This is a genomic window from Streptomyces sp. BL1 (assembly GCF_057628045.1).
Window position 1 is genome coordinate 4,832,757 of the sequence record NZ_JBXYWZ010000002.1, and the last position, 24,945, is coordinate 4,857,701.

Consider the following 24,945-nt stretch of genomic DNA (forward strand, 5'->3'; position numbering starts at 1 on the left):
ATGGCGCCCGGAAACAGCGTCGTTGCTCCCTCCGCCCGGGGAGAGGGGGCCGGGCCGGCAGTCAGCGTCCTGGTTCCGGGGGACCGGGACAGCGTGGCGGCACGAGCCTCTGCCGAATCCGTACAACAGCAGACCCTGCGCTCCGTCGAACTGCCGGACTCCTCCGGGCTGCGCGAGGGGCTGGCCGGGGCCCGCGGCGAATGGGTCCTGGTGCTGACCGCCGGGGACACCCTGGAGCGGAACGCCTGCCGCAACCTGTGGGAGGCGGCCCTGCGTACCGGCGCCGACTGCGTGCTGGGCCGTACCGTACTGCAGCCCGTGGGCGGCAAGCCCGAGGACACGCTGGCGCCGCGTGAGATCTTCGCGCGCAGCAGGGTCGTCGGCTCCCTCGGCGAGGTGCCCGAACTGACCGCGCAGGACGGGACGCTGGCCGGCGAGCTGACCGGCGGCGCCCTGCTCCGCAGGGAGCTGCTGGAGCGGCACGGCGCCGACCCGGCCGCCGCCGTGGCCGGCGCGGACCGTGTCGCGCTGGTGCCCAACCTCGTCGTACGCCGCCTTCCGGACAGCTTCGTCACCCGCTGCGAACCCGACCCGGAACGCCCCGGAAGGCTCGCCCTCGCGGGGCACCTGGCAGCGCCCGCGGCGGAGAGCGGGGACGAACCGCCGCACTGCACCGTGGAGTTCCGGGCCCGGCGCTCCGGACGGCTCGTGGACCTGCCCGCCGACGACGTACGGCAGGAGGGCGGCACCCTGTACTGGCGGGCCTCGCTCCCGCTGTGTACCGCACTGCGCCCGCACGGTGTGCGCGAGACCTCGTGGGACCTGTGCCTGGTCACCGAGAGCGGCGACGGGAACAGGACGCGTGCCGTCAGCTATCCGGCGGCGCAGGGCGACGCGGCCGCCCTCACCGAGGACACCGACGTGACCGTGCCCGCCAGGGCCCGGCCCACCCGGCTGCTGGGCGACGCCTGGCGGGCGTACGTCACCGAGCACGGGCGGCTCGCGCTGAGCCTGGTGCGGCGCGCTCCGCAGGCGCGGTACGGCGGGGCGCTGCTCCGCCGCGCGGTCGCGCTGAGCCCGCTGCGCGTGCTGCGCGCCGGAAACCGGAAGCTGCGCGGCCGGCGCGACCGGATGCTGACCACGCAGGTCAAACTGCGGGTCTACGACCGGTGGTTGTGCAGGCTCCCGGTCCGCAAGGGGAGCGTCGTCTTCGAGAGCCGGCAGGGCGAGGAGTACGGCGGCAACCCCCGCGCGCTCTACGAGGAGCTGCGCCGCCGCCGGCCGCGGGCCCACTGCTCCTGGTCGTACGCCGAGTCGCCGGACGGCTTCCCCCGGGACGCGCGGCTGGTGCCCCGCTGGTCGTACCGCTATCTGCTGGCCCTGGCCCGCGCCGAGTTCTGGGTCGACGACCACGGGTTCCCGCACCACCTGCGCAAGCGCAAGGAGACCACTTATCTCCAGACGTGGCACGGCTCCGCGTACCGGCGCAGGGGCTTCGACCAGCCGGGCGTACGGGTGCGCACGGCCGCGGCGCGCGAGGAGCTGGAGCGGACGCTGAAGCGGTTCGACCACTTCCTGGTGCGCTCCGAGTACGACGTGCGGACGCTGGCCCCGGCCCTCCGTATCCCCGAGAAGAAGCTGCTGCGCACCGGCTATCCGCGCAACGACCGGCTGGTCGCCGAGCGGCAACGGGAGTGGGACCCGGGGCGGTTGCCCCGCGGGCCGCTGGCGGAGGCCCTCGGGCTGCCGGACGACAAGACGGTGCTGCTGTACGCCCCGACCCTGCGCGGGTGCGGCGGCGCACGGGGACGGACCCGGCTGCCGTTCGACGCGGAGCGCTTCGCCCGGAAGTTCGGGGACACATGCGTCCTGCTGTTCCGCGCCCACCCCGACGCCGGCCGGCCCGTCGTCGTCCCCGAGGCGGCGCGCGGCGCGGTCGTCGACGTGTCGGACCACCCCGACGCGACGGACCTCCTGGTGCTCGCCGACGCGCTGGTCACGGACGGCTCCTCGCTGATGTTCGACTACGCGCTGCTGCACCGGCCGATGGTCTTCTTCATCCCGGGCGCGGACGACCGCACGGACCAGGGCGGCTACTTCGACCTGCGCGCGTGCGCGCCGGGACCGGTGGCGGCGACCGAGGACGAGCTGTTCGCCGCGCTGGCCGGCCTGAAGGCCGTCGACAGCGACTACGCGGCGGCCCGGCGGAAGTTCGCCGAGGAGTACGGCGAGTACGACACCGGCGGTGCCGCGGCGGCCGTGGTGGAGCGGTTCTTTCTCACGGACGGGCACGGGAGGAGTGGCAAGTGAGCACGGGGCGTGACCTGTTCCTGATCTCCAACAACGGCAACTCGCTGAGCGGTGTGACCACGTGGATGCACCAGATGGCCCGGCTCTTCCAGTCGCGCGGGCACCGGGTGCACACCATCGGGATAAGGAAGGTGAACCGCAAGCACCCCGCGGTGGAGTCCGCCGACTATCCGGTGACTTTCCTGTACGACGGGGACCCGCCCCTTCCCTGGACGCCGAGCACGTTCCGCGACCGCTTCGACCGTGCGGCGCAGCGCCGGGAGGCCGAGCGGGTCGCGGAGCGGCAACGGCACTGCGACACGCTGTCCCGGCTCTTCAATGAGGCGCAGCCGGGCGGAATGGTGATCGTCGCCCAGGTGTGGGCCATGCACCTGGTGGCCGAGGCGGACACCGCGGGCCTGCCGGTGATCGGCATGAACCACAACTCCTTCGACTACACCCGGCAGTTCGGCGGCCGGTTCCGGCGCATCCAGCACTACTTCCGGGACGTCGAGCGCTTCCTCTCGCTCACCCGGGAGGACGCGGACCGGTGGATCGGGGAGGGCATGGACAACGCCGGCGCCATGCCGAACGCCCTTCCCTTCCTGCCGGAGGAGTCCTCGCCGCGCAAGGAGAAGGCCGTCATCAGCGTCGGCAGGCTGAACGAGCAGAAGGGTCTCGATCTGCTGCTGGAGACCTGGGCTCGGGTGGCGCCGCACCGGCCCGGCTGGAAGCTGCGGATTTACGGCAGCGGCCCGGACAGCAAGCAGCTGAAGCGGCAGTGCACCGCGCTCGGGCTGGACGACTCGGTCCAGTGGAAGGGCCGTACCCACGACGTGCCGGGGGCGCTGCGCAAGGGCTCGGTGTTCGTGCAGTCGTCGCGCGGTGAGGGCTTCCCGCTGACGCTGATGGAGGCGATGGCGACCGGGCTGCCCTGCGCGGCGTTCGACTGCGCCCCGGGCGTACGGGAGATCGTGCGGGACGGCGAGGACGGACTGCTGGCCCCGCCCGGCGAGATCGAGACGCTGGCCGACCGGCTGCTGGCGCTGACCGGCGACCAGGAGCTGCGGGACACGATGGGGGAGCGGGCCCGGGTGAACGTGCAGCGCTTCTCGGAGCGGGAGATCGCCGAGGAGTGGGAGCGGCTCTTCGCGCTGCTGGAGGCCTGAACCTCCGCTCCGTACACGGCAGTCGGGCCCCGGGCGCATCGCCCGGGGCCCGGCTCATTTTGCTGTGTGCGGGGGTCAGCCCGCGCTGGGCTCCGGTGAGGCCGCCTTCTCCGCGGGCGTGGTCTCCGCTGCCGTCGGCTCCGCGGGCGAGGGCTCCGCGGTGGCGTGCGGCACCGACTTGGGGCGCCCGCACTGGGTGCGCGCGGGCAGCGGCTTCGTCTTGGGGATGTGGTCCAGGCCGCCGAGCCGGTTGGCCCACCAGACGATCGGCGTCCGTACGAGGAACATCCGGGCGCGCCGGTACTTGCGGGGCTTGCGGAACACGCCGACGGAGTCGCCCCAGTAGGCGTGCTCGACGTCGATGGCCCCGTAGTCCAGGGGGCGCCTGCCGGGCGTCTTGCGGGGCGGGAAGTCGGTGAACGCCTCCCGGAGTTCGAGCCCGGTGTGGGCGGCCAGGGCGCGGAAGGCGTCCGGGTAGTACCGCCAGCAGTCCTGCGCGTCGTGTACGTGGCCGCGGGACGGGGCCGAGACGAAGGCGTGGCCGTGCGGCTTGAGGACGCGCGCGATCTCCAGCATCGTCGCCCAGAAGAACGGGATGTGCTCGAAGGCCTGCCCGGAGATGAGGGCGTCGACGCTGTGGGAACGCACGGGGATGCGGTACGGCTTGGGCATCACGCGGTCGACGTTCCTGCCGTCCATGATGTCCACGCCGATGTACTCGGCACGGTGCTCGGCGAGCAGATCGCGGTGGGTGACGCGCTGCTTGGGCGAGCAGCGGGCACCGAGGTCGACGACCCGGAGCGGCTGGTCCTTGGGGAGGTAGTGCTGGACGCACAGCTCCATCTGTTCGAAGGCGGAAGGGTGCATGGCGTGTCCTCGGGGTCCTTTCGCTGCCGGTGACGGTCGCTGCCGGCCCGTGGTCGGCGCCGGCTGTGGTGCGGGGTGCCGTGCGCTAGCGGGGCGCGACCGGCGCCTCCTCCTCGGGCGGCAGCGCGTCACCGGGCAGCGCCTGTCCGTCCGTCCCGGCGCCGGGGTCCTCGTCCTCGTGTTCCGGCCCGTGGGCCTCCTCCGCGAGGAACACGCGGCGGACCACGCGCTCGGCGGCGTGCCCGTCGTCGTACGAGGGGAAGCGCTCGCGGAACTCCGTGCGCAGCCGGTCGGTATGCGGGCCCTGCCAGGCGCCGGTGGAGAAGATGTCGATCAGTTCGTCCTCGCTGCGGGCGACCAGCCCGGGCGGGGTCTCCATCAGGTCGAAGTAGGTGCCGCGCGCGGCGCGGTAGGTCTCCCAGTCGTCGGCGTGCACGACGATCGGCCTGTCGAGCTCGGCGTAGTCGAACATGATGGACGAGTAGTCCGTGACCAACACGTCGGCGGCGAGGCAGAGTTCCTCGACCGACGGGTGCCGCGAGACGTCGATGACGCTGTCCGGGAGGGCGCCCGTCTCGTCCCGGCCGTGGAAGTAGTGCGGGCGGACGAGGAGGACGAAGCCGGGGCCGAGCTCCGCGGCCACGCGCCCCGGCTCCAGGCGGGGGACGTAGCCGCGCCGGTAGTCGCGGTGGGTGGGGGCGTACAGCACGGCTGTGGCGCCCTCGGGGACGCCCAGTTCGCCGCGGATCCGGGCGATGTCCTCCGAAGTGGCCGTGTGCAGCACGTCGTTGCGGGGGTAGCCGTACTCCAGCGTCTCGTAGTCCGCCGGGTACGCGTGCTGCCAGGCCAGCGTGGAGTGCCGGTTGGAGGAGAGGCTGTAGTCCCAGCGGTCGACGCGCCGCAGCAGCTTGCCGAAGTCCATGCCGTCCGCGCCGGCCGGGTAGTCCCGCAGGTCCAGGCCCATGTGCTTGAGCGGGGTGCCGTGGTGGGTCTGCAGATGGATCTGGCCGCGCCGCTTCACGTACGTGCCGGGGAAGTTGACGTTGTTGACGAAGAACTTGCCGCGGGCGAGGGCCGTCCAGAACTCCTTCGACCCCGGGTGCAGGCGCTGCACTCCGGCGGGGAGGGTGTGCGCGTACTCGGGGGTGGTGATCCAGGCGGTGCGGATGTGCGGGGCGAGTTCGCGGACTTTCGCCTCGATGGCGGCCGGATTGCAGGAGTAGCCCTTGTTCCAGTACGCGGCGAAGACGGCCAGGTTCTTGTCGACGGGGCGGAGGCGCTGCACGGCGTAGTGCAGGCGCAGGGCCGCCTTGCGCGCCTTTCCGTACCGCTCGGCCGTCCGCTTGCGGAGCCTCTTGCGGAACTGGTCGGTCGCCCACAGGAGCCGGAAGGTCCGCCGCGCCCCGAGCCGTACGAGCCGGAGACGCAGCCTCGTGCGGCGGCGCGGCACGGGGGCACCCTCGGGAGCGGGTTCCGACGGATCCTGGGCCGCGGACTGCGAGGCGCCCTGGGCCGCGAGCGGGTCCTCGGGCTCGAAACGGCGGGCGTGGTCGCGGCTGCGGCGGAAGAACTCGGCGTGTGTGCCCCGCGGCAGCCGTCCCGGAGTGTTGTGGACGGTGGTCAGGTGGTCGACCATCCGCCGGTACAGGAACGGCTTCCAGCGGGCCGTCTCCGGATGGTCGTCGACGAAGGTGAAGACCCGCTCGTACTGCTCGAAGATGTCGAAGTGCCGGCGGCTCGTGGTGCCGAGGATGCTGCCCTCGCGCCGCTGCCGGTAGTGCACGCACACCCGGTCGAGGACGGCGAGCGAACGGGCGGCCATGAGCGCCGGATAGCTCCAGGGCGCGTCCTCGTAGAAGCCGGGCGGGAAGGCGAAGCCGTGCTTCTCGACGAACTCCCGCTTGTACGCCTTGTTCCACACGACGCTCAGCAGTGTGAGCAGCTGCGGCCGGTCGGCCAGGGTGAACACGTCCGGGCCCTGCTGGGACAGCAGCCCGGCCCGGACGTTGCGCTCCGTACGGCCGTACCAGTACGTGCGCGCGTAGTCGAACAGCAGCAGGTCCGGGTCGCCGGTGGCGTCCAGCCTGTCGGCAACTGCCCGGAGGGCGCCGGGAGTCAGCGTGTCGTCGCTGTCGAGGAAGAGCAGATAGTCGCCGGTCGCGTAGTGCATGCCGGCGTTGCGGGCGCGGCCGAGGCCGACGTTCTCCTCGAGGTGCACCGCGGTGATGCGGGAGTCCTCCCCGGCGGCCTCGTCGATGAGGTCGCCGCAGTCGTCCGGCGAGCAGTCGTCGACGACGATCAGCTCGAAGTCCCGGAAGGACTGGGTGCGTACGGAGTCGAGGCACTCGGGCAGATACGCCCGCACGTTGTACGCGGGGACGATGACGCTGAAGCGGGGCAACGGGACATCCACTGGTCGACGCTGAGAGAGGGGGCTGCTACTCACCGTATGCAGGCGCCGACGCAGTGTCGACCAACTGGTGTCCGTTTTGCGGAAGAAAGGGGTGCTGCGCAGGAGGGGCGTGCAGGAGAACGACCCGTTTGGTGGAACGGACCGGGACCTGCACGCCCCTCTGCGGTGCTGTCAGCCGCCGGTTACGTCAGCTGCTGCTCCGCGGCCGGTTCGGCGTCCGGTGCCGTCTCGCCGGGCAGCGGCGCCGGCTTGCGCTCGGCCATCGGGATCACCGGCGGCAGGGCGTCCGCGCTCTCCCCGAGGAAGAAGCGGCGCACGGCGCGCTCCGCGGCCTTCCCGTCGTCGAACGTGCAGAAGCGGTCCCGGAACGCGGCGCGCAGGGTCGCGGCCTCCGTGCCGTTCCAGCGGCCCGAGCGGAAGAGCTCCGCCAGCTCCGCGTCGCTCCGTGCGAACGCGCCCGGCGTCTCGCCCGGCTCGCCCGAGAGCAGATCGAAGTACGTGCCGCGGGAGTTGCGGTACGTCTCCCAGTCCGGCGCGAAGATGACGATCGGCCGGTCGAGGTTGGCGTAGTCGAACATGATGGACGAGTAATCCGTGATCAACGCGTCGGAGGCCAGGCACAGTTCCTCGGTGGAGGGGTGCTTCGACACGTCGAGGATCAGGCCCCGCTCCTGCAGCCTGCGCAGTGTCCGGTTCTCGCTGTAGAAGTAGTGCGTGCGCACCAGCAGTACGTACTCGTCGCCCAGTTCGGCGCTGAGCCGCTCCAGGTCGACCATCGGCAGGAAGCCCTTGCGGTAGTCGCGCATGGTGGGCGCGTACAGCAGGGCCTTGCGGCCCGCGGGCAGCCCCAGTTCACCGCGGATGCGCGCGACGTCCTCGGCCGTGGCCGTGGCGTACACGTCGTTGCGCGGGTAGCCGCTCTCCAGGTGCTCGTACGGCGTGGGGTACACGCGGTCCCACACCTCGGTGGTGTGCGGGTTGGACGAGATGCTGATGTCCCAGCGGGCCGCGCGCTGCAGGAGCTTGCGGAAGCTCATGCCCTTGCCGGCCGCGGGGAACTTCTGCTGGTCCAGGCCCATGGTCTTCAGCGGTGTGCCGTGGTGCGTCTGCAGGTGCTTCTGGCCCGCGCGCTTGGCCCAGTGGTCCTGGAAGTTGACGTTGTTCACCAGGTACTTGGCGCGGGCGAGCAGCTCCCAGTAGCGGCGCGAGTGCGGCAGGACGTAGTCCGTGCCGGGCGGCAGCGCCTCGACGGCGCTCGGCCGTACGACCCACACGCTGTGCACGTCCGGCGCGAGTTCCTTGGCCTTCGCCTCGATCGCGGCCGGGTTGCAGGCCACGCCGCGGTCCCAATAGGCGCTGTACAGCGCGGTGTTCTCGTACAGCGGGAGCTTGCGCTGCAGCTGGTAGTAGCGCTGGTAGGCCTTCTTGCCGACCTTGACCTTCGCCTTGCGCGCCCGGTGCGGCAGCGCGCGCTTCACCTGCCCGGCCCGCCAGCGCGCGATGAACTGCGTGTACGAGCCCTTCGCGAGCAGCGCGAAGTCCTCCACGGACTCCTTGGTCGGATGGAAGTCCGTGGGGCGGGATCCGGCCGGCTTGTGCATGTTGTAGCGCCGGCTCGCCTCGCGGAAGAAATCCTTCCGGTCCTCCGGACGGACCCGGTCCTCCTTGCGGACGCAGAACAGCAGATGACTGACCATCCGCTCGAAGAGCAGCGGCCGTACCGGCTCCAGTTCGGGACGGGCGTCCAGGAAGGCGAATTGGGAGTCGTACTGCGGAAAGATATCGAAGTGTTTACGTCCGGGTGAACGTGTGATGGCGCCCTGATAACGCTGCCGGTAATCCACGCAGGTGAACGGGAGGCAGCCGATGCTCTCCGCGGTCACCATCGCCTCGTTGCTGAGCGGGGCGTCCTCGTAGAGACCCGGCTCGAAAGTGAGCTCGTTGCGCAGATAGAACTCGCGCTTGTACGCCTTGTTCCAGGCCACGTGGAACAGGTTGAGGAGCTCGGGACGCTCGGAGACGCTGTGGCTCTCCGTGCCCGTCTCGGCGAGCTTCTCCCCGAAATCACTCGGCCGCACCCCGCCCCACCAGTACGAACGCTGGTGGTTGAAGACCAGCACATCCGGTGTGCCGCAGTCGGTCAACTGCTGGTCGATGGCGGCCAGGGAGCCCGGGAGATAGGTGTCGTCACTGTCGAGGAAGAGCAGGTACTCACCGGTGGCGTGCTCCACTCCCGCATTGCGGGCACGGCCGAGGCCGACGTTCTCCGGCAGGTGCAGTGCTTTTACACGCTTGTCGCGAGCCGCGTACTCATCAAGGATCCGTCCGCTGCCGTCCGGTGAACAGTCATCGACTCCGATCAGTTCTATGTCCGGAAATTGCTGCGAGAGGACCGAATCCAGACACTCGCGCAGGTATCCCTGGACCTTGAAGCAGGGAACGATGACGCTGAAACGAGGCATGACCACCAATCCTGACTGTGCGGGCGCGAGCGCGGGATCTGCTGACGGCTCACATCGGACCGCGGTGCGGCGTTGTGCGGTTCTTGCGCACAAGTGAACACTCCTGGTCGATTGGAGTGTAACCACAACGGCGTACGTAGGTTGTCACGATCAAGCTACTTGACCGCGCCCGCCATCACACCAGACACGAACTGCCTCTGAAAAGCGAAGAAGACAGCCAGCGGGATGAGCATCGAGACGAAGGCGCCGGGCGCGAGAACGTCGATGTTGTTGCCGAACTGTCGCACCTGTTGCTGAAGCGCCACCGTAACCGGTGGGTTGGCCGAGTCCGCAAAGATGAGCGCCACGAGCATGTCGTTCCAGACCCAGAGGAACTGGAAGATCCCCAGCGATGCGATCGCGGGGGCACCGAGCGGCAGCACGACCCGGGTGAACAGCCGGATCTCGCCCGCCCCGTCCAGCCGTGCGGCTTCGAGGAGTTCACGCGGGATCTCCGCGAAGAAGTTGCGCAGCAGGAACACCGCGAAGGGCAGCCCGAAGGCGGTGTGGAAGATCACCACACCTGCTGTGGTCTCGAAGATGCCCAGGGTGTTGAACAGCTTCGCCACGGGGATCAGCGCCACCTGGACGGGCACCACCAACAGGCCGACGACCAGCAGGAACCACCAGTCGCGGCCGGGGAAGTCCAGCCAGGCGAAGGCGTATCCGGCCAGCGCGCCTATGATCACCACGAGCGCGGTCGCCGGCACCGTGATGGCCAGGGTGGTGGCCAGCGAGTCGGTGATCTGGTCGTTGGACAGCAACGCGTCGTAGTTGGCGAAGGTGAGCTGATCCGGGTCGAGCACCCAGGGGAAGCGGGAGTTGAGGTCGAAGACCTGCCACCACCCGCTCGTGCCGATGTCGGCCGGATCGCGCAGCGAGGACGAGAGCAGCCCCGCCGTCGGCAGCAGCCAGAACAGCCCGATGGCGACGAGGGCGAAACGCACCGCCCAGTGCGCGGTGAAGGCGGCCAGCCGGGACTCGCCGGAGGGCGGCTTGCGTACGGCGCTGACCGTGCTCATCGGCGGGACTCCCTGCGCAGGCGGCGGACGTTGAGGACCATGACCGGCACGACGAGCAGCAGCAGCACGACGGCGATGGCGCTGCCCACGCCCTGGTTGGAGCCGGTGCCGAACGAGGCGAGATACAGCTGCAGGGCGAGGACGTTGGCGTCCTCCTGGTTGGCGCCCGGCGCGATGATGTAGACGAGGTCGAAGATCTTCAGCACGTTGATCATCAGCGTGACGAGGACGACCGCGAGCACCGGCGCCAGCAGCGGCACCGTGATCTTCCGGAAGACCTGCCACTCGCCGGCCCCGTCCACCCGCGCCTGCTCCAGGAGTTCACGCGGCACTCCCGCCAGCCCGGCCGCGATCAGCACCATCGCGAAGCCCGCCCACATCCAGATGTACGAGCCGATGATGGCCGGGGTGACCAGCCCCGGGCCGAGCCAGTCGACACCGTTGTACGGCGCCGCGAAGTTGCTCGCCGGCAGTGTCAGCCGGGCGCCGTCGGCCTTCGCCGGGAGGCTGTACGTCCCGTCGGCGCCCGTCTTCGCCTCGGCCACCACCTTGCCGCCCTCGACCGCCTGCACCGTGATCCCGGCGAGCGCCTTCTCCTTCGGGTCGATGGCGTCGGGCCGGCCCGTGCCACCGGGCGCGAAGTCCAGCCAGACGGTGCCGCTGATGCCGCCGCCCTCGGCTGCCGGCGCGGGCTTCGCGGGCGCCGCGCCGGCGGCGTCCTTCGGCGGCACGCCCACCAGGGGGAGGTTCGCCGGGTCCGCCGCGGAGACCGGCGAGGAGGTGGTGAAGGAACCGCCGCCCGACGGCTTCAGCGCGGCGTTCGGGCGGGGCCGGGCGCCGGGCCAGGCCGAGGCGTCGGTGAACGTGTCGTGGACGCCCACCCATACGGCGTTGGCGACACCGCGGTCCGGGTCCTGCTCGTACACCAGCCGGAAGATGATGCCGGCGGCGAGCATCGAGATGGCCATCGGCATGAAGACGATCAGCTTGAACGCCGTTCCCCAGCGCACCCGTTCGGTCAGCACCGCGAAGATCAGGCCGAGCACGGTCGCGATCGACGGCGCGAAAATCACCCAGACGAGATTGTTCTTGAACGCGGTGAGGATGGTGTGGTCGGTGAACATCTCCCCGTAGTTCTCCAGGCCGACGAAGCCGGAGCCGTCGGCGTCGAAGAAGCTGCGGTAGACGGAGTAGCCGATGGGATAGACGACCAGCGCGCCGAGCAGCAGCAGCGCCGGCAGCAGGAAGCACGCCGCCACCAGGGGCCGGGAGCGCATCACCGAGACCTGCGGCCGGGCTGCCGCGCCCCCTCCCGGGACGGCGGGCGTGCTGGGGCCGTCCGCGGACGGCGGTGTCGAGCTCGGCATGACCGTGCCCCCTGTCCGGGTGCTCAACTGTCCGGATACCGGCCGGTGCCGGCGCCGGGCCTCGCGGTGCGGGGCCTGCCGCCCGGCGGACGGCAGGCCCCGGTCTCAGTTCTTGTACGCCTTGGCCGCCGAGGCCTCCAGCGCGCGCTGGGCGCCCGCCACGTCCTTGGGGTTCTTCAGGAAGTCCTGCAGCGCCTTCCACTCGCCCTCGCCCTTGGTGCCGCCGAAGGCGGCGGGCGCCTGGTCCGACATGTCGAAGCGGAAGCTGTCGCCCGCGGCGACCAGCGCCTTGCCGATCTCGCGCTGTACGGAGTTCGGGTAGGCCGCCAGGTCCATCTCCTTGTTCGGGGAGATGAATCCGCCCTGCCCGGCCGCGCGGGCCGCCGCCTCGCTGGAGGCCAGATACGTGAGCAGTGCCTGCGCGCCCTTGCCGCTCTTCAGCGCCACAGCGGCGTCGCCGCCGGTCACCACCGGCGCTTCACCGTCCACCGAGGGGAACGGGAAGACCTTGGCGTCCGTGCCGATCTTCGCCTTGGTGTCGTTGACGATGTTCACCCCGACGAAGTCGGCCTCGAACACCATGCCCACCTCGGGAGCGTCGGTCGAGGCGAAGGTCTGCGACACGGACTTCGGGAACTCGGTCTGCAGCGCGCCCTTGTTGCCGCCCGCCAACAGGTCCTTCTTGCCGAACAGTTCGGCCAGCGTGGTGAGGGCCTTCTTGACGCTCGGATCGGTCCACTTGATCTTGTGCTGGGCGAGCTGGTCGTACTTCTCGGGCCCGGCCTGGGAGAGATAGACGTTCTCGAACCAGTCGGTGAGCACCCAGCCGTCGGCGCCGCCCACGGACATCGGCGCGACCCCGGAGTCCGCCAGCGTACGGGAGTTGGCCAGCAGGTCCTTCCAGGTCTTCGCCTCGCTGACGCCCGCGTTCTCGTAGGCCTTGGTGTTGTACCAGACCAGCGACTTGTTGGCCGCCTTGTAATAGACGCCGTACTGCTTGCCCTTGTGCGCGCCGAGGTCCTGCCAGCCCTTCGCGAAGTTCTTGCTCAACTGGGCCTGGGTGGCCGCGTCGACGGGCTTGATCCAGCCCTTGTCGGCGAACTGGTGCAGCACGCCCACCTGCGGCAGCATCGCCACGTCCGGCGGCTTGCCGCCCTCCACCTTGGAGCCGATGTACGTCGCGACGTTGTCGCCGGTCGGCACGAACTCGACCTGGGCGCCGGTGCGTTTCTCGAAATCGTCCAGCACCTTGCGGAAGTTCTTCTCCTCGTCGCCCGTCCACACGGCGGCGACCTGGAGCTTCTGCCCGTTGAGCTTCGGCAGCTTCACCGTCTGGCCTTCCGCCTGCGACCCGCCGCCGTCCTTCTCCCCGCCCTTGTCGTCGCCCCCGCCGCCACAGGCGGCGGTCAGCGACAGCGCGGCGGCGGCGAAGAGCGCGAGCGCGGCGCGAGCGGGCGTACGGCGTGTGCCCGTGCGCGGTGCGCCTCTCCGGCGTGGACCGCCGGGTGCCAGGCCGCGCACAGCGGCGTACGCGGTGCGTGAAGTGCGTGTCGTACGGACCGAGTTGCGCATGACTACCGCCCGTCCCCATACGCGGGATGCCGACGGGGGCCGCGGACGCGCCGGCCCCGCGGGGCCCGCGAGCCCTACGTCCCGTGCGGAAGTCCTATACGCGGAGTGGGGGGCGCCGCAATAGGCCGTCAGCTGTCAAGTACGCCTTCTTCACCACTCCGTGACCTGGGAGCCCCCGCCGGGCCCAGCGACTGGGCCGCGCGCTCGATCGCGCTCGCGAGGAGCGCGAGGTCGGTGGGGCCGTTGCCGAGCTCCCGCACCGGCCGCCGGGTGGGCGGATCGCCCGCCCGCGCCCAGTCCAGCGGAACGACCGTCGGACGCAGCGTCGCCGTCCGCGGAATGCGGCCCGTGACCCGGCCCGCCTGGAAGGACACCGGGGCCGCGCCGGCCACCCGCAGCGTGCCGCGGCCCACCACCGGCTCCTCGCCCTCGTCGTCGGCCCCGGACGGGCCCTCCGGCGCGCCGTCCCCGCCGGCGGGCGCGGTGCCCGCCAGCTCGATGCGCAGCGCCGCCGTACGGGCCAGCTCGGTGCCCGCCGTGCTGTCCGTGCGGGCGCTCGCCGCCACCAGGTGCACGCCCAGCCGGGCGCCCTCCCGGGCCACGGAGTCCAGCGCCCGGACGACCGAACCCGCCGCCGGGCGGCCCGGATTGCCCAGGGCCGGGTCGACGAGCGTGTCGAAGTCGTCCACCAGCACCACCAGCCGGGGCAGCCGCGGAAGCCGCGGCCGCTGCGGCTCGCCGTCCTCCCCGCCGGAGCCCGAACGGGTGCGCAGCCGCAGCGTGCCGCCCGAGGAGTCGGACTCCAGGTCCGCCGCGCCCTCCGGCGTACGGCTGCGCTGTGCGACGACCCGCCCGGGGTGCGGCTCCGCCGCGCGTGCGTACTCCTCGAACGTGCCCTGCTCGCCGATGAGTTCGGCGCGCTGCTTCAGCTCGGCGCTCAGCGACTGGGCGAACTCGCGCATCCTGCCCGGGTCCCCGGCGGTCAGATGCCCGTCCGTGTGCGGCAGCCCGGCGCACTGGCGCAGGCCGTCCCGGGCCGGATCGGACACGCCGTCCAGCAGCAACAGGCCGAGGCGGCCCGGACGGTCGCCCGCAGCGAGGGACGCGGCACAGGAGAGCAGCAGCTCCGTCCTGCCGGCGCCCACCGGGCCCGTGATCAGCGCGTGCCCGTGCTCCGCCGACAGACCGGCCTCCAGCGGGCCGTGCGGGCCGGCGCCGAGCACCAGCGCCGCGTGCCCCGCGCCTGTGCTGTCCGGCTCCGACCAGCGGGCCAGCAGCGCCGCCGGGGTGGCCCTGGCAAGACCCAGCTCGTCCAGCAGCCGCGAGCTGCGCGGCAGCGGCACGGCCGGCCGTGCCGCCGCGCGCGCCCGCGCGTCCTCGGCCTCCCGCAGGGGCGCCAGCGCCCGCGCGAAGCGCTCCGCCCAGGCGGCCGACACGGCGTCAACTGTCGCCACCGGCCCGGGATTTCCCGCGAGCTGCCCGCCGCCTGGACTGCTGCCCGGCGCGAGCACCATCCGTACGGCCGTCGCCACGGCGCCGCTCAGCAGCGCGATGCTGCCGCAGACGCTGAAGGCGGGCGAGACGGCGTGTGCGGCCTCCAGCGTCGCCGTGAGCGGCGAGGCGGGGGAGGCGGCGGGGGTCTCGGCGAGACACAGCGTGTGGATGCCCGCGACGGGCCCCTCGGCGGTCAGCCGGGCCACCGCGTCGCGCAGCGCCGCCGAACCGGGATCGCCGTCCACGACGAGCAGCGTGTACGGCCCGGGGTGCGGCCGCTGCCGGGCGGCCCCCGGCATCTCCAGACGGCGCGTCAGCTCGGCGGTGCGGGCCGCGGCCTGATCGCGGTCGTACGCCGTGAGCAGCCGGCAGTCCTGGCCGTGCGCCGGGACGAGATGCGGCAGCCAGCCCAGCCACGACCACTCCGCCGTCCGCGTCTCCACGTCCCGCGCGCGGTCCGCCGAGAGCAGCACGATCTCCAGCGTCGCCGGGCCGTGCAGCGCCGCCAGCTGTGCCACGACCGAACGGGCCAGCCCCGACAGCCGCGAGCGCGGCCCCGCGAGACCGAGCGAACCCGCCTCGCGCAGGCTCACCGTGACCGGCTCGCCGGAGCCCTCGCCCTGGTGCGCCGTGCCGAGCCGCACGGTCAGCGCGTCCGGATGGGACGGCTCGCGCTCCCACAGCCGCGGCCCCGGACCGAGCGCGGTGAGCAGCACCGTCGCGGGATCGGGCAGCGCCCTGCGGTCCCGCTGCGCCGGAACGCGGTGCGCCGCGGGAGGGCCGTCCGCCGGCGTGCCCGGGGCGCCCCCGGGCCGCGCCCCTTCGGCCTCGCGCGGTGTGCCGGCCCGCCCTCCGGCGAACCGGCGGGCCCAGGCCCCGAGCCCCTTGGACCGCGCCCGCTCCTGATCCGCCCGCGCCGGGGCGACACCCGCCCCGTGGGTGACCCCGCCGCCGGGAAACGGTGAGCCGGGACCTTCCGGCTCCGCCGTGCTGCCGGGCGCCGTACGCGCGTGCGGGACGTCGACGGGCGGCTGCGGGGCGGCTGCCGGTGGCGGTCCCGGCGCGTCAACGGGCGGGCCGCCCGCGGCACTTGAGGGGTGTCCCTCCGGCCGCGCGGGGCCCGGGACACGGGGCTCGGCCGACTGCCTCGGCGCGGCGGAACGGGCGGGCGTCACGGAGCCCGTACCCGACGTGGTGGCGCCGCCGGGGCCGTCCCCGCCCGCGGCCGCGGGCCAGGACGCGGCGGCGGGCGGCTGCGCCGCGCCGGCCGGGCCCGCCGACGGGGCGAGCCGGAGGCGGCCCTTGCCGTCCGGGGCCGGGGCCGGGACGGCGGGCCCGGCGGACGGGTCCTCCGCGGCGACCAGCCGGACCTCCGACTCGCCGAGCCGCAGCGTGGCGCCGGGCCGCAGCAGCAGCGGCCGCTCGCCGACCGGCCTGCCGTCCAGCGTCGTGCCGTTGGTGGAGCCGAGGTCCGTGACGGTGACGTCGCCGCTGTCGGTGACGGTCACCGCGCAGTGCAGCCGCGACACATCGGGGTCGTCCAGGGGCACGTCCGCCTCGGCCGAGCGCCCCAAGTGCACCTGTCCGCCCTGGAGAAGGTGCACACCGCCCGCGTCGGGGCCCGCCACCACGTGCAGCCGGGCCTTCGCCGAGTCGTACGCCGCGACGGCCGAGGCCGTGGAGACGGCGGTGGGCGGGACGGGTCCCGGTCCGTACAGCGAGACGGCCGCGCCGTCCAGCAGCGGGGGCTCGCCCAGCACGTGCCGGTGCGGGTCGAGCCGCTGCGTGCCCGCGAACACGGGCGCGGGGCCGTCGCCGGCCGCCGGTTCCGCTCCGCCGCCCGCAGCGGCGGACTCCGTCACCAGCGCGCTCGTCACGGCGGCCAGCACCGTGCCGACCGGGGCCGTCACGACGACGGCGGCCTCGCCGCACTCCGCACCGGCGCGTGCGACAGTCAGCCGGATCCGCATCGGCCCCTCCCGGTCCCATCCGCGTACTGCGCGCCCCCCACGGAGCGCACAACGCACTCGACGCCGGATGCATCCTCGCACCCGGCACTGACAGCTTCCCCCGTCCGTCTCCCGTCAATGATCTTGACCTTGTGACCTGGTGCGCAAGGGCCTGCGGCGGCCGGTCCGCCCGGCTGTCCGGGACGGAACGGGACCGATCGGCTCCGACTGTGATGTGTTCGACCCGAAACAATCTGCTGATCATCTCGTGCCTATTCCATGGCGGCACCGGACCGCCCGGTTTCGGTTCACAGGACTGTGCTGCAACCTCGGCGCCCCTGGTGTGCGTCTCCCGGGGGAGCCGCCCCCGTGCGCATCCGTACGAACACATCTGCGCAGTGTGGGCAGGCAGTCGGACGGACGCCTCGCGAGGCGGCACTATTGTTGATGGGATTGCCCCTTCAGCAAGCCCTTCAGCACTGCAGTACGAGACCAGGGAGCGCATGACGTGCGGCCGGTAGGCAGCAAGTACCTGCTCGAGGAGCCGCTCGGACGCGGCGCGACAGGCACCGTGTGGCGAGCGCGCCAGCGCGAGACGGCGGGAGCCGAGGCGTCCGTCGCCGGGCAGCCCGGTGAGACGGTCGCGATCAAGGTGCTGAAGGAGGAGCTGGCCAACGACGCGGACGTCGTGATGCGCTTCCTGCGGGAGCGCTCCGTCCTGCTGCGCCTCCAGCACCACAACATCGTCAGGACCCGCGACCTCGTCGTCGAGGGCGACATGCTCGCCCTGGTGATGGACCTCGTCGACGGCCCCGACCTGCACCACTATCTGCGGGACAACGGGCCGTTCACGGCCGTGGCCGCGTCCCTCGTGACGGCGCAGGTCGCCGACGCGCTGGCCGCCAGCCACGCCGACGGCGTCGTGCACCGCGACCTGAAGCCGGCGAACGTCCTGCTGTCCCAGGACGCGGAGGGCGCGATGCGCCCGATGCTCACCGACTTCGGCATCGCGCGGCTCGCGGACTCGCCGGGCCTGACCCGTACCCAGGAGTTCGTCGGCACCCCGTCGTACGTGGCGCCCGAGTCGGCCGAGGGCCGGCCGCAGACCTCCGCCGTGGACGTCTACGGCGCGGGCGTGCTGCTGTACGAACTGGTCACCGGGCACCCGCCGTTCTCCGGCGGCAGCACCCTGGAGGTGCTGCAGCGGCACCTGAGCGAGCAGCCGCAGCGCCCGCACGGCATCCCCGAACCGCTGTGGACGGTGCTGGAGCGCTGCCTGCGCAAGAACCCGGACGAGCGCCCCAGCGCGGTCAACCTGGCGCGCGCGCTGCGCACCGTCGCCAACGGCATCGGTGCGAACGCCACCGCCGAGCAGGCCGGCGCCGCCATGGGCGTCGCCGCGCTGCTCGCGCCCGACCCGGCGCCCGCGCAGGTGCCCGACAACGGTGCGGGGGACGGCAGTTCGGCCTCCGGCGGTGCGGGCGGCGCGGGAGCGGGCGGGGTCGCCGGCGCGGCCGCCGCGGGAGCGCTGGGCGGCGCGGCCGCCGGTGCCGCAGCCGGCTATGCCGCTGGCCACGCGCAGGACGCCGACGCCACCGAGATGCTGCCCCGTACGGCGGCGCACGGCCAGGAAGGCTTCGGCCAGGGCGGCCAGGGCCAGGACCCGAACGCGGACCCGACCCAGATGATGCCGCCCGTCCCGGGCGCACCGCCGCAGCCCCAGCAGGCCCCGCAGGCGCAGCAGCCCGAGGGCCCGCCCCCGTGGGGGGACCAGCTCCAGCAGGCGCGCGACCGCAACGAGCAGACGCAGGTCCAGCCGCTCGACCCGAACATCGACGACCCGCTGCGCCGCCGCTCGCGCCGCGGGGGACCGCCGCCCGGCGGCCAGCCGTACGGTCAGCAGTACGCGCAGCCGTACGGGCAGGGCCCCGGCGGTCAGCAGTACGGCGGGCCGCAGCAGCAGCGTCCGCCGCAGCGCCCCCCGCAGCAGCCTCCGCAGCGCCGCGAGCCGCCGCGCGAGCCGGAGCGCGAGCCCCGGCAGCGCCGTGAGCCCCGGCGCCGCGCGAATCCGATGCACATTCCCGGTCTCGGCTGCCTCAAGGGCTGTCTGTTCCTGATCCTGATCCTGGTCGTGATCTGCGTGCTGGTGTGGAACTTCACGCCGCTGCCGGAGTGGGTGGCGCAGGGCAAGAGTTTCTGGGAGACGGTCACCGACTGGTTCGGCCAGGTACAGGACTTGGTGAACAGCGGAAAGAGCGCGACCGGCGGCTGAGCACCGGAAGGCGAGTTCAGAGATTTATCGACTTCTACGGGTCAATTTCCCGCACAGAAGTGGCGGTTAATGGCATCCGGGGCTCTCAACGCCCCGTTCGCCGCGTAGTTTTGTCGCTATGGCACGGAAGATCGGCAGTCGCTACACAGCCCACCAGGTCCTGGGACGCGGCAGCGCCGGCACGGTGTGGCTGGGCGAGGGTCCCGAGGGGCCCGTCGCCCTCAAGCTGCTGCGTGAGGACCTCGCCTCCGACCAGGAGCTCGTCGAACGGTTCGTCAGGGAGCGCGCGGCGCTGCTGTCCCTGGACCACCCGAAGGTGGTGGCCGTCCGCGACCTCGTCGTCGACGGCAACGACCTCGCGCTGGTCATGCAGTTGGTGCGGGGCACGGACCTGCGGACGCGACTGGAGCACGAGCGCCGCTTCACCCCGCAGGCGGCCGCGGCCGTCGCCGCGGACGTCGCGGACGGGCTCGCCGCCGCGCACGCGGCCGGCATCGCGCACCGCGATGTGAAGCCGGAGAACGTCCTGCTGGACGTCAACGCGCCCGCCGGCGCGGGCGGCGCGCCGCCCGCGCTGCTCACCGACTTCGGCGTCGCGAAGCTCATCGACTCCCCGCGGCGCACCCGCGCGACCTCCGTGATCGGCACCCCGGACTACGTGGCGCCGGAGATCGTCGAGGGTCTCCCGCCGCGCGCCTCCGTCGACATATACGCGCTGGCGACGGTGCTGTACGAACTGCTCGCGGGATTCACGCCGTTCGGCGGCGGACACCCCGGCGCGGTGCTCCGCCGGCACGTCACCGAGTCCGTCGCGCCGCTGCCGGGCATCCCGGACGAGCTGTGGCAGCTCATCCACCAGTGCCTCGCCAAGGCGCCCGCCTCCCGGCTGCGCGCCCCCGAACTCGCCGCCAGGCTGCGGGAGATGCTGCCCGCGCTGGAGGGCCTGCCGCCGCTGGACATCGACGAGCGGTACGAGGAGGAGGCGCCGGAGGAGAGCGAGGAGGCCGAGACGGAGCCCCAGTTGCGCACGCAGCCGGGCACCGCGGCCCCCGCGCGGGGAGCGGTGCCGCTGGTGCAGGGCGGCGCACGTCCCGACTCCAACCGGGACACGCACACCAGCATGCGCGTGCCCGGCGCCGACGAGCTGGCCGGCGGCCCGCACGGCACGGCCCGCTCGCCCCGCGCCACGGGCGCGCCCCGGGCGGGCTCGGCCAAACACCGTGCGGCGCTGCGCCGTCGCAGGCTGAAGGTGGGTGTGGTGGCCGCGGTCGCCACGGTGGCCGGTGTGGGCGGCTGGCTGATGGCCTCGGGCGACGACGAGGGGACGACGCAGCCGGCGCCCGCCGTGGAGCAGCCCGACAGTCCCTGACCGGGCGGTCCGCCGGTGCCCCGGTCCGGAGCCCGTGAGCGGCCCGGCGTTCCGGGGCCCGGAGGCGTACGGAAGGTGCCCCCACCGGGCATGGGACCGGGTGGGGGAGGCAGCCGTTAGGGTGGGGGGCGTGGCAGTCGTCGATGTATCCGAAGCGCTGAAGTCCCTCTCCTCCACGATGGAGTCGATCGAGGCCGTTCTCGACCTCGACAAGTTGCGGGCCGATATCGCCTCGCTCGAGGAGCAGGCGGCGGCCCCCGACCTGTGGGACGACGTCGAGAACGCGCAGAAGGTGACCAGCAAGCTCTCCTACCTCCAGGGGCACCTGCGGCGTGCCGAGGAGCTGCGCTCCCGTATCGACGATCTCGGAGTGCTCTTCGAGCTCGCCGAGAGCGAGGACGACGCCGACGCCCGCGCCGAGGCAGAGCAGGAGCTGACCTCCGTCCGCAAGGCTGTGGACGAGATGGAGGTCCGCACGCTGCTGTCCGGCGAGTACGACCCGCGTGAGGCGGTCGTCAGCGTGCGCGCCGAGGCCGGCGGCGTCGACGCCGCGGACTTCGCCGAGCAGCTGATGCGGATGTATCTGCGCTGGGCCGAGCGGAAGGGCCACCCGACCGAGGTCTTCGACATCAGCTACGCGGAGGAGGCGGGCATCAAGTCCGCCACGTTCACGGTGAAGGCCCCGTACGCGTACGGCACGCTCTCCGTCGAGCAGGGCACCCACCGCATGGTGCGGATCTCCCCGTTCGACAACCAGGGCCGCCGCCAGACGTCGTTCGCCGGCGTCGAGGTGCTGCCCGTCGTGGAGCAGGTAGATCACATCGACATCCCGGAGAACGAGCTGCGGATCGACGTGTTCCGTTCCTCGGGCCCCGGCGGCCAGTCGGTCAACACCACGGACTCCGCGGTCCGGATGACGCACATTCCCACCGGAATCGTCGTCTCCTGTCAGAACGAGAAGTCGCAGATCCAGAACCGCGCCGCCGCCATGCGCGTCATGCAGGCCCGGCTGCTCGCCCACCGCCGCATGGAGGAGCAGAAGAAGATGGACGCACTCAAGACCGAGGGCGGCAACTCCTGGGGCAGCCAGATGCGTTCGTACGTGCTGCACCCGTACCAGATGGTGAAGGATCTGCGGACCGAACACGAGGTCGGCAATCCCCAGTCGGTTCTCGACGGCGATATCGACGGATTTCTGGAAGCCGGAATCCGCTGGCGCAAGCAGCAGGAACAGCAGACGAACTGACGCCTGTTCCTCCGCGCTGATGTGCGGGAATTGCAGTGATTCCCGTCCCAGTAAGCGAACTACCCCCCTCCCCGGGACATTTGGGACAGTGCTCGCTTGACGCCTGTGTGAAAAGTGGGAAAGCTGTTCGCTCGGCATGCCTGTGTCAGCGGCGCGTGTGCGGGGGCGGGACGGATGCGCCCGAGCCACGAGTGATGTTCCACGGCCCGGCACGGCTGTCCCACTGACAAGTACAGCTACTGGGGGTAGTTGGCACATGACCAATTCGAAGACGCGGCTGCGTGTGGCGCGTATTGCCGCCGGTGCGGTGTTCGCAGCCGGCGCCTCGCTCACTGCCGCGGGTGCCGCCTCGGCGGCGGACCTGACCGGGTCCGAGCCGACGGCGGGCCAGGGCATCGGCGACCAGAAGCAAGACGACGGCGGGCTCCTCGGGCTCGGCATCATCGGCGGTACCGGTAACGGCGAGGAAGACCCGGAGGACCCGGAGACTCCGCCGCAGGACAGCGGCGGCCAGAACGGCGGTGACGACGGCGACGTTTCGATCGGCGGCGCCATCGGCGGCGACGACGGTGGCAGCACCGAAGGCACCGTCGGCGGCGACACCGAGGGCACCATCGGCGGCGACACCGGCGGCGGCGACGACAGCAACGGCGGCGACAACGGCGGCAGCGAGCCCCCGGCCACCTCCGGCGGCGACACCGGCGGTGGCGGCAGCAGCACTGGCGGTGACACCGGCAGCGGTGACAACGGCGGTGGCGACACCGGCGAGCAGCCCGCGACCGTGGGCGGTTCCAGCGGCGGCGAGCAGCCGGCCACGTCGGGCGGCACCAACCCCGACACCGACGGCAGCCGTCCGGTGCAGCCTCAGCCGCAGCCGGACCCGCAGCCGCAGGGCCCGAACCAGGAGCTGGCGGACACCGGTTCCAACGAGACGTCCTTCCTGCTGGTCGGCGCCGCGACGATGATCGCGGGCGGTATCGCCTTCCGCTTCATGCCGCGTCTGATCAACCGTCGTACGGCTGCCTGACACGCCGTAACGGACAGTCGAAGGGCCCGGAACGCACTCCGCGTTCCGGGCCCTTCGTCATGTCCGGTCCGTACTGTTCATGTCCGGTCCGTGCCGTCCCGGGCCTTCGCCGTCCCGGGTCTCCGGCCGTGCCTGCTCAGGCAGTTGCCACGCGCTGCGCCACCAGCGCCACGGCGATCAGGGCCAGCAGGAGGGCGATCAGCGCGGCGGGGGTCAGGGTCGCGAACGGGGACTCGCGCTGCATGCGCGCGCGGTGCGCCCTGCACACTGAGCAGCGGCCTTCGCTCACCGGGCCCGAGCAGTTGGCACACACCAGTCGGTCGCATGTCATGCGAAAACCTCCTTCACCGTGCCAACGCCACCCGTAAGTCAGGCGTTCCCCAACGGTGTACCTCTTCCACTGTGCCAGCTCCCCGGGAGTAACGCAGAGCGGTCCGCACTGTCACGAGTGACCTCTTTATGCCTAAAGACGCCGTGAATAAACCCACCAACACCGGACGGCGACTGCGCCGTGCGCACCGGTTCGCGTAAGGTCACCACACCGACGGGGAGCCCGCTCTCCGGCTTCCGCTGCCCCTACCCAGGTCGACGTGGTGTTTCCGTGATCCGATTCGACAACGTCTCAAAGCACTACCCCAAGCAGACCCGTGCGGCGCTCCACGATGTCTCGCTGGAGATCGCGCGCGGAGAGTTCGTGTTCCTGGTGGGATCGTCCGGATCCGGCAAGTCCACCTTCCTGCGACTGCTGCTGCGCGAAGAGCGCGCCTCGCACGGACAGGTGCACGTCCTCGGCAAGGACCTCGCCCGGCTCTCCAATTGGAAGGTGCCGCACATGCGGCGCCAGTTGGGCACCGTGTTCCAGGACTTCCGGCTGCTGACCAACAAGACCGTCGGCGAGAACGTCGCGTTCGCGCTGGAGGTCATCGGCAAGTCCCGTGGGCAGATCCGCAAGACCGTGCCGGAGGTGCTCGATCTGGTGGGTCTCGGCGGCAAGGACGACCGTATGCCCGGTGAGTTGTCGGGTGGTGAACAGCAGCGCGTGGCGATCGCCCGCGCGTTCGCGAACCGTCCGATGCTGCTGCTCGCCGACGAGCCGACGGGCAACCTCGACCCGCAGACCTCCGTCGGCATCATGAAGCTGCTCGACCGGATCAACCGCACCGGTACGACAGTCGTGATGGCCACGCACGACCAGCAGATCGTCGACCAGATGCGCAAGCGTGTCGTCGAGCTGGAGACCGGCCGCCTGGTCCGTGACCAGTCGCGCGGCGTCTACGGCTACCAGCACTGAGAGGCCGCACCGGGGGGACGGCCGGCTCTCTCAGCACCACCACGGAAAGGCTGAAAGGACGCCATGCGCGCCCAGTTCGTACTGTCGGAGATCAGCGTCGGTCTCCGCCGCAATCTCACGATGACCTTCGCGGTGATCGTCTCGGTAGCCCTGTCGCTCGCCCTCGCCGGCGGTTCGCTGCTCGCGCGCGAGCAGGTCAGCACGATGAAGGGGTACTGGTACGACAAGGTCCAGGTGTCGATCTACCTCTGCAACAAGAACGACGCCGCGTCCGACCCCAACTGCGCCAAGGGCGCCGTCACCGCGCAGCAGAAGCAGCAGATCAAGTCCGACCTGGAGGAGCTCCGGGTTGTCGACAAGGTCTACTACGAGTCCGCCGACGCGGCGTACAAGCACTACAAGCAGCAGTTCCAGGACTCTCCGCTGGCCGACTCCCTGACGCCGGACCAGATGCAGGAGTCCTACCGGGTCAAACTGCAGGACCCGACCAAGTACCAGGTGATTCAGACGGCGTTCTCCGGCAGACAGGGCGTGCAGGAGGTCCAGGACCAACGCAGCCTCCTGGAGAACCTGTTCAACCTGCTCAACGGCATGAACATCGCCGCGCTGTGCGTGATGGCGCTGATGCTGGTCGTTGCGCTGCTGCTGATCGTCAACACCGTGCGGGTGTCGGCGTTCAGCCGAAGGCGGGAGACCGGGATCATGCGGCTGGTGGGGGCCTCCAGCTTCTACATCCAGATGCCGTTCATCCTGGAGGCCGCCATCGCGGGCCTGATCGGGGCGGGTTTCGCGTCCGTTCTGCTCGTGGGCGGCAAGTACTTCCTGATCAACAACTGGCTCCAGCAGAAGATCGTATTGATCAACTTCATCGGCTGGGACGCGGTGTTCAAGGTGCTGCCGTTCATCGTGGCGGTGGGAGTGCTGATGCCTGCCATTGCCGCCTTCTTCACCTTGCGCAAGTACCTGAAGGTGTGACGCATGACGCGGGCGCGGTACGCCCAACGGCCCGTGCCGCGCCTGCGTCTGGCCTAGACTCCGCAATATGTCGGGCTTGTGGTTCTCCGCTTCTCCCCCCGAGTCGACCGGGGGGAGATCCA

At 71.7% G+C, this 24,945-nt stretch carries 16 protein-coding genes; 8 read left to right on the forward strand and 8 right to left on the reverse strand.

Annotated elements, in window-relative coordinates:
- Positions 1-93: 93 nt before the first annotated feature.
- Complete coding sequence (locus AC3AGO_RS21245; protein WP_487821810.1) at positions 94-2,310, forward strand: CDP-glycerol glycerophosphotransferase family protein; 2,217 nt, start codon at positions 94-96, stop codon at positions 2,308-2,310.
- Entirely contained in the window at positions 2,307-3,458 is a 1,152-nt protein-coding gene (locus AC3AGO_RS21250) for a glycosyltransferase (protein ID WP_487821811.1), read from the forward strand. Before AC3AGO_RS21245 ends, AC3AGO_RS21250 begins: the two co-directional genes overlap by 4 nt.
- 75 nt (positions 3,459-3,533) lie before the next feature.
- Here AC3AGO_RS21250 and AC3AGO_RS21255 read toward each other — a convergent pair whose 3' ends face one another.
- The 7 genes from AC3AGO_RS21255 to AC3AGO_RS21285 all read right to left on the reverse strand — a co-directional run bounded on the left by AC3AGO_RS21255 (position 3,534) and on the right by AC3AGO_RS21285 (position 16,664).
- Positions 3,534-4,325, reverse strand: a complete 792-nt coding sequence (locus tag AC3AGO_RS21255; RefSeq protein WP_487821812.1) for a methyltransferase domain-containing protein — start codon at positions 4,323-4,325, stop codon at positions 3,534-3,536.
- A gap of 85 nt (positions 4,326-4,410) precedes the next feature.
- Entirely contained in the window at positions 4,411-6,726 is a 2,316-nt protein-coding gene (locus tag AC3AGO_RS21260; protein WP_487824743.1) for a bifunctional glycosyltransferase/CDP-glycerol:glycerophosphate glycerophosphotransferase, read from the reverse strand.
- Positions 6,727-6,920: 194 nt separating this feature from the next.
- Positions 6,921-9,200, reverse strand: coding sequence for a bifunctional glycosyltransferase/CDP-glycerol:glycerophosphate glycerophosphotransferase (locus AC3AGO_RS21265; protein WP_487821813.1), 2,280 nt, complete (start codon positions 9,198-9,200; stop codon positions 6,921-6,923).
- A 155-nt stretch (positions 9,201-9,355) separates the two neighbouring features.
- Positions 9,356-10,261: a carbohydrate ABC transporter permease gene (locus tag AC3AGO_RS21270; protein ID WP_487821814.1), complete on the reverse strand. Its 906-nt coding sequence runs from the start codon at positions 10,259-10,261 to the stop codon at positions 9,356-9,358.
- Positions 10,258-11,628: a carbohydrate ABC transporter permease gene (locus AC3AGO_RS21275; RefSeq protein WP_487821815.1), complete on the reverse strand. Its 1,371-nt coding sequence runs from the start codon at positions 11,626-11,628 to the stop codon at positions 10,258-10,260. The genes AC3AGO_RS21270 and AC3AGO_RS21275 overlap by 4 nt, the downstream gene beginning before the upstream one ends.
- A gap of 105 nt (positions 11,629-11,733) precedes the next feature.
- Entirely contained in the window at positions 11,734-13,200 is a 1,467-nt protein-coding gene (locus tag AC3AGO_RS21280) for an ABC transporter substrate-binding protein (RefSeq protein WP_487821816.1), read from the reverse strand.
- Positions 13,201-13,328: 128 nt separating this feature from the next.
- A complete protein-coding gene (locus AC3AGO_RS21285; RefSeq protein WP_487821817.1) occupies positions 13,329-16,664 on the reverse strand; it encodes an FHA domain-containing protein in 3,336 nt (1,111 codons plus the stop codon).
- Between the two features lie 487 nt (positions 16,665-17,151).
- Here AC3AGO_RS21285 and AC3AGO_RS21290 point away from each other — a divergent pair, with 487 nt between their 5' ends.
- The 4 genes from AC3AGO_RS21290 to AC3AGO_RS21305 all read left to right on the forward strand — a co-directional run bounded on the left by AC3AGO_RS21290 (position 17,152) and on the right by AC3AGO_RS21305 (position 22,557).
- Entirely contained in the window at positions 17,152-18,915 is a 1,764-nt protein-coding gene (locus AC3AGO_RS21290; protein WP_487821818.1) for a serine/threonine-protein kinase, read from the forward strand.
- Positions 18,916-19,033: 118 nt separating this feature from the next.
- Complete coding sequence (locus AC3AGO_RS21295) at positions 19,034-20,284, forward strand: serine/threonine-protein kinase (RefSeq protein ID WP_487821819.1); 1,251 nt, start codon at positions 19,034-19,036, stop codon at positions 20,282-20,284.
- Positions 20,285-20,414: 130 nt separating this feature from the next.
- The gene (gene prfB, locus AC3AGO_RS21300) at positions 20,415-21,530 is read left to right on the forward strand and encodes a peptide chain release factor 2 (RefSeq protein ID WP_487821820.1); all 1,116 of its coding nucleotides are present in this window, start codon (positions 20,415-20,417) and stop codon (positions 21,528-21,530) included.
- A gap of 256 nt (positions 21,531-21,786) precedes the next feature.
- Positions 21,787-22,557 (forward strand): collagen-like protein, encoded by a 771-nt coding sequence (locus AC3AGO_RS21305; protein ID WP_487821821.1) that lies wholly within the window; start codon positions 21,787-21,789, stop codon positions 22,555-22,557.
- A 136-nt stretch (positions 22,558-22,693) separates the two neighbouring features.
- Here the strand turns inward: AC3AGO_RS21305 and AC3AGO_RS21310 are convergent, their stop codons facing one another.
- Positions 22,694-22,888: a hypothetical protein gene (locus AC3AGO_RS21310; protein ID WP_487821822.1), complete on the reverse strand. Its 195-nt coding sequence runs from the start codon at positions 22,886-22,888 to the stop codon at positions 22,694-22,696.
- Between the two features lie 270 nt (positions 22,889-23,158).
- On the opposite strand from AC3AGO_RS21310, the gene ftsE reads away from it, so the two are divergent.
- On the forward strand, positions 23,159-23,848 hold the full coding sequence (ftsE, locus tag AC3AGO_RS21315; protein ID WP_487821823.1) for a cell division ATP-binding protein FtsE: 690 nt from the start codon (positions 23,159-23,161) through the stop codon (positions 23,846-23,848).
- A 63-nt stretch (positions 23,849-23,911) separates the two neighbouring features.
- Positions 23,912-24,823 (forward strand): permease-like cell division protein FtsX, encoded by a 912-nt coding sequence (gene ftsX, locus AC3AGO_RS21320; protein ID WP_487821824.1) that lies wholly within the window; start codon positions 23,912-23,914, stop codon positions 24,821-24,823.
- Positions 24,824-24,945: the final 122 nt, after the last annotated feature.

What these genes read in the sequence shown, in the direction of transcription:
- AC3AGO_RS21255 (WP_487821812.1), bottom strand. Translation starts at nt 4,325, where the DNA reads ATGCACCCTTCCGCCTTCGAACAGATGGAGCTGTGCGTCCAGCACTAC.
- AC3AGO_RS21265 (WP_487821813.1), bottom strand. Translation starts at nt 9,200, where the DNA reads ATGCCTCGTTTCAGCGTCATCGTTCCCTGCTTCAAGGTCCAGGGATAC.
- AC3AGO_RS21270 (WP_487821814.1), bottom strand. Translation starts at nt 10,261, where the DNA reads ATGAGCACGGTCAGCGCCGTACGCAAGCCGCCCTCCGGCGAGTCCCGG.
- AC3AGO_RS21275 (WP_487821815.1), bottom strand. Translation starts at nt 11,628, where the DNA reads ATGCCGAGCTCGACACCGCCGTCCGCGGACGGCCCCAGCACGCCCGCC.
- AC3AGO_RS21280 (WP_487821816.1), bottom strand. Translation starts at nt 13,200, where the DNA reads ATGCGCAACTCGGTCCGTACGACACGCACTTCACGCACCGCGTACGCC.
- AC3AGO_RS21285 (WP_487821817.1), bottom strand. Translation starts at nt 16,664, where the DNA reads ATGCGGATCCGGCTGACTGTCGCACGCGCCGGTGCGGAGTGCGGCGAG.
- AC3AGO_RS21295 (WP_487821819.1), top strand. Translation starts at nt 19,034, where the DNA reads ATGGCACGGAAGATCGGCAGTCGCTACACAGCCCACCAGGTCCTGGGA.
- AC3AGO_RS21305 (WP_487821821.1), top strand. Translation starts at nt 21,787, where the DNA reads ATGACCAATTCGAAGACGCGGCTGCGTGTGGCGCGTATTGCCGCCGGT.
- AC3AGO_RS21310 (WP_487821822.1), bottom strand. Translation starts at nt 22,888, where the DNA reads ATGACATGCGACCGACTGGTGTGTGCCAACTGCTCGGGCCCGGTGAGC.
- ftsX (WP_487821824.1), top strand. Translation starts at nt 23,912, where the DNA reads ATGCGCGCCCAGTTCGTACTGTCGGAGATCAGCGTCGGTCTCCGCCGC.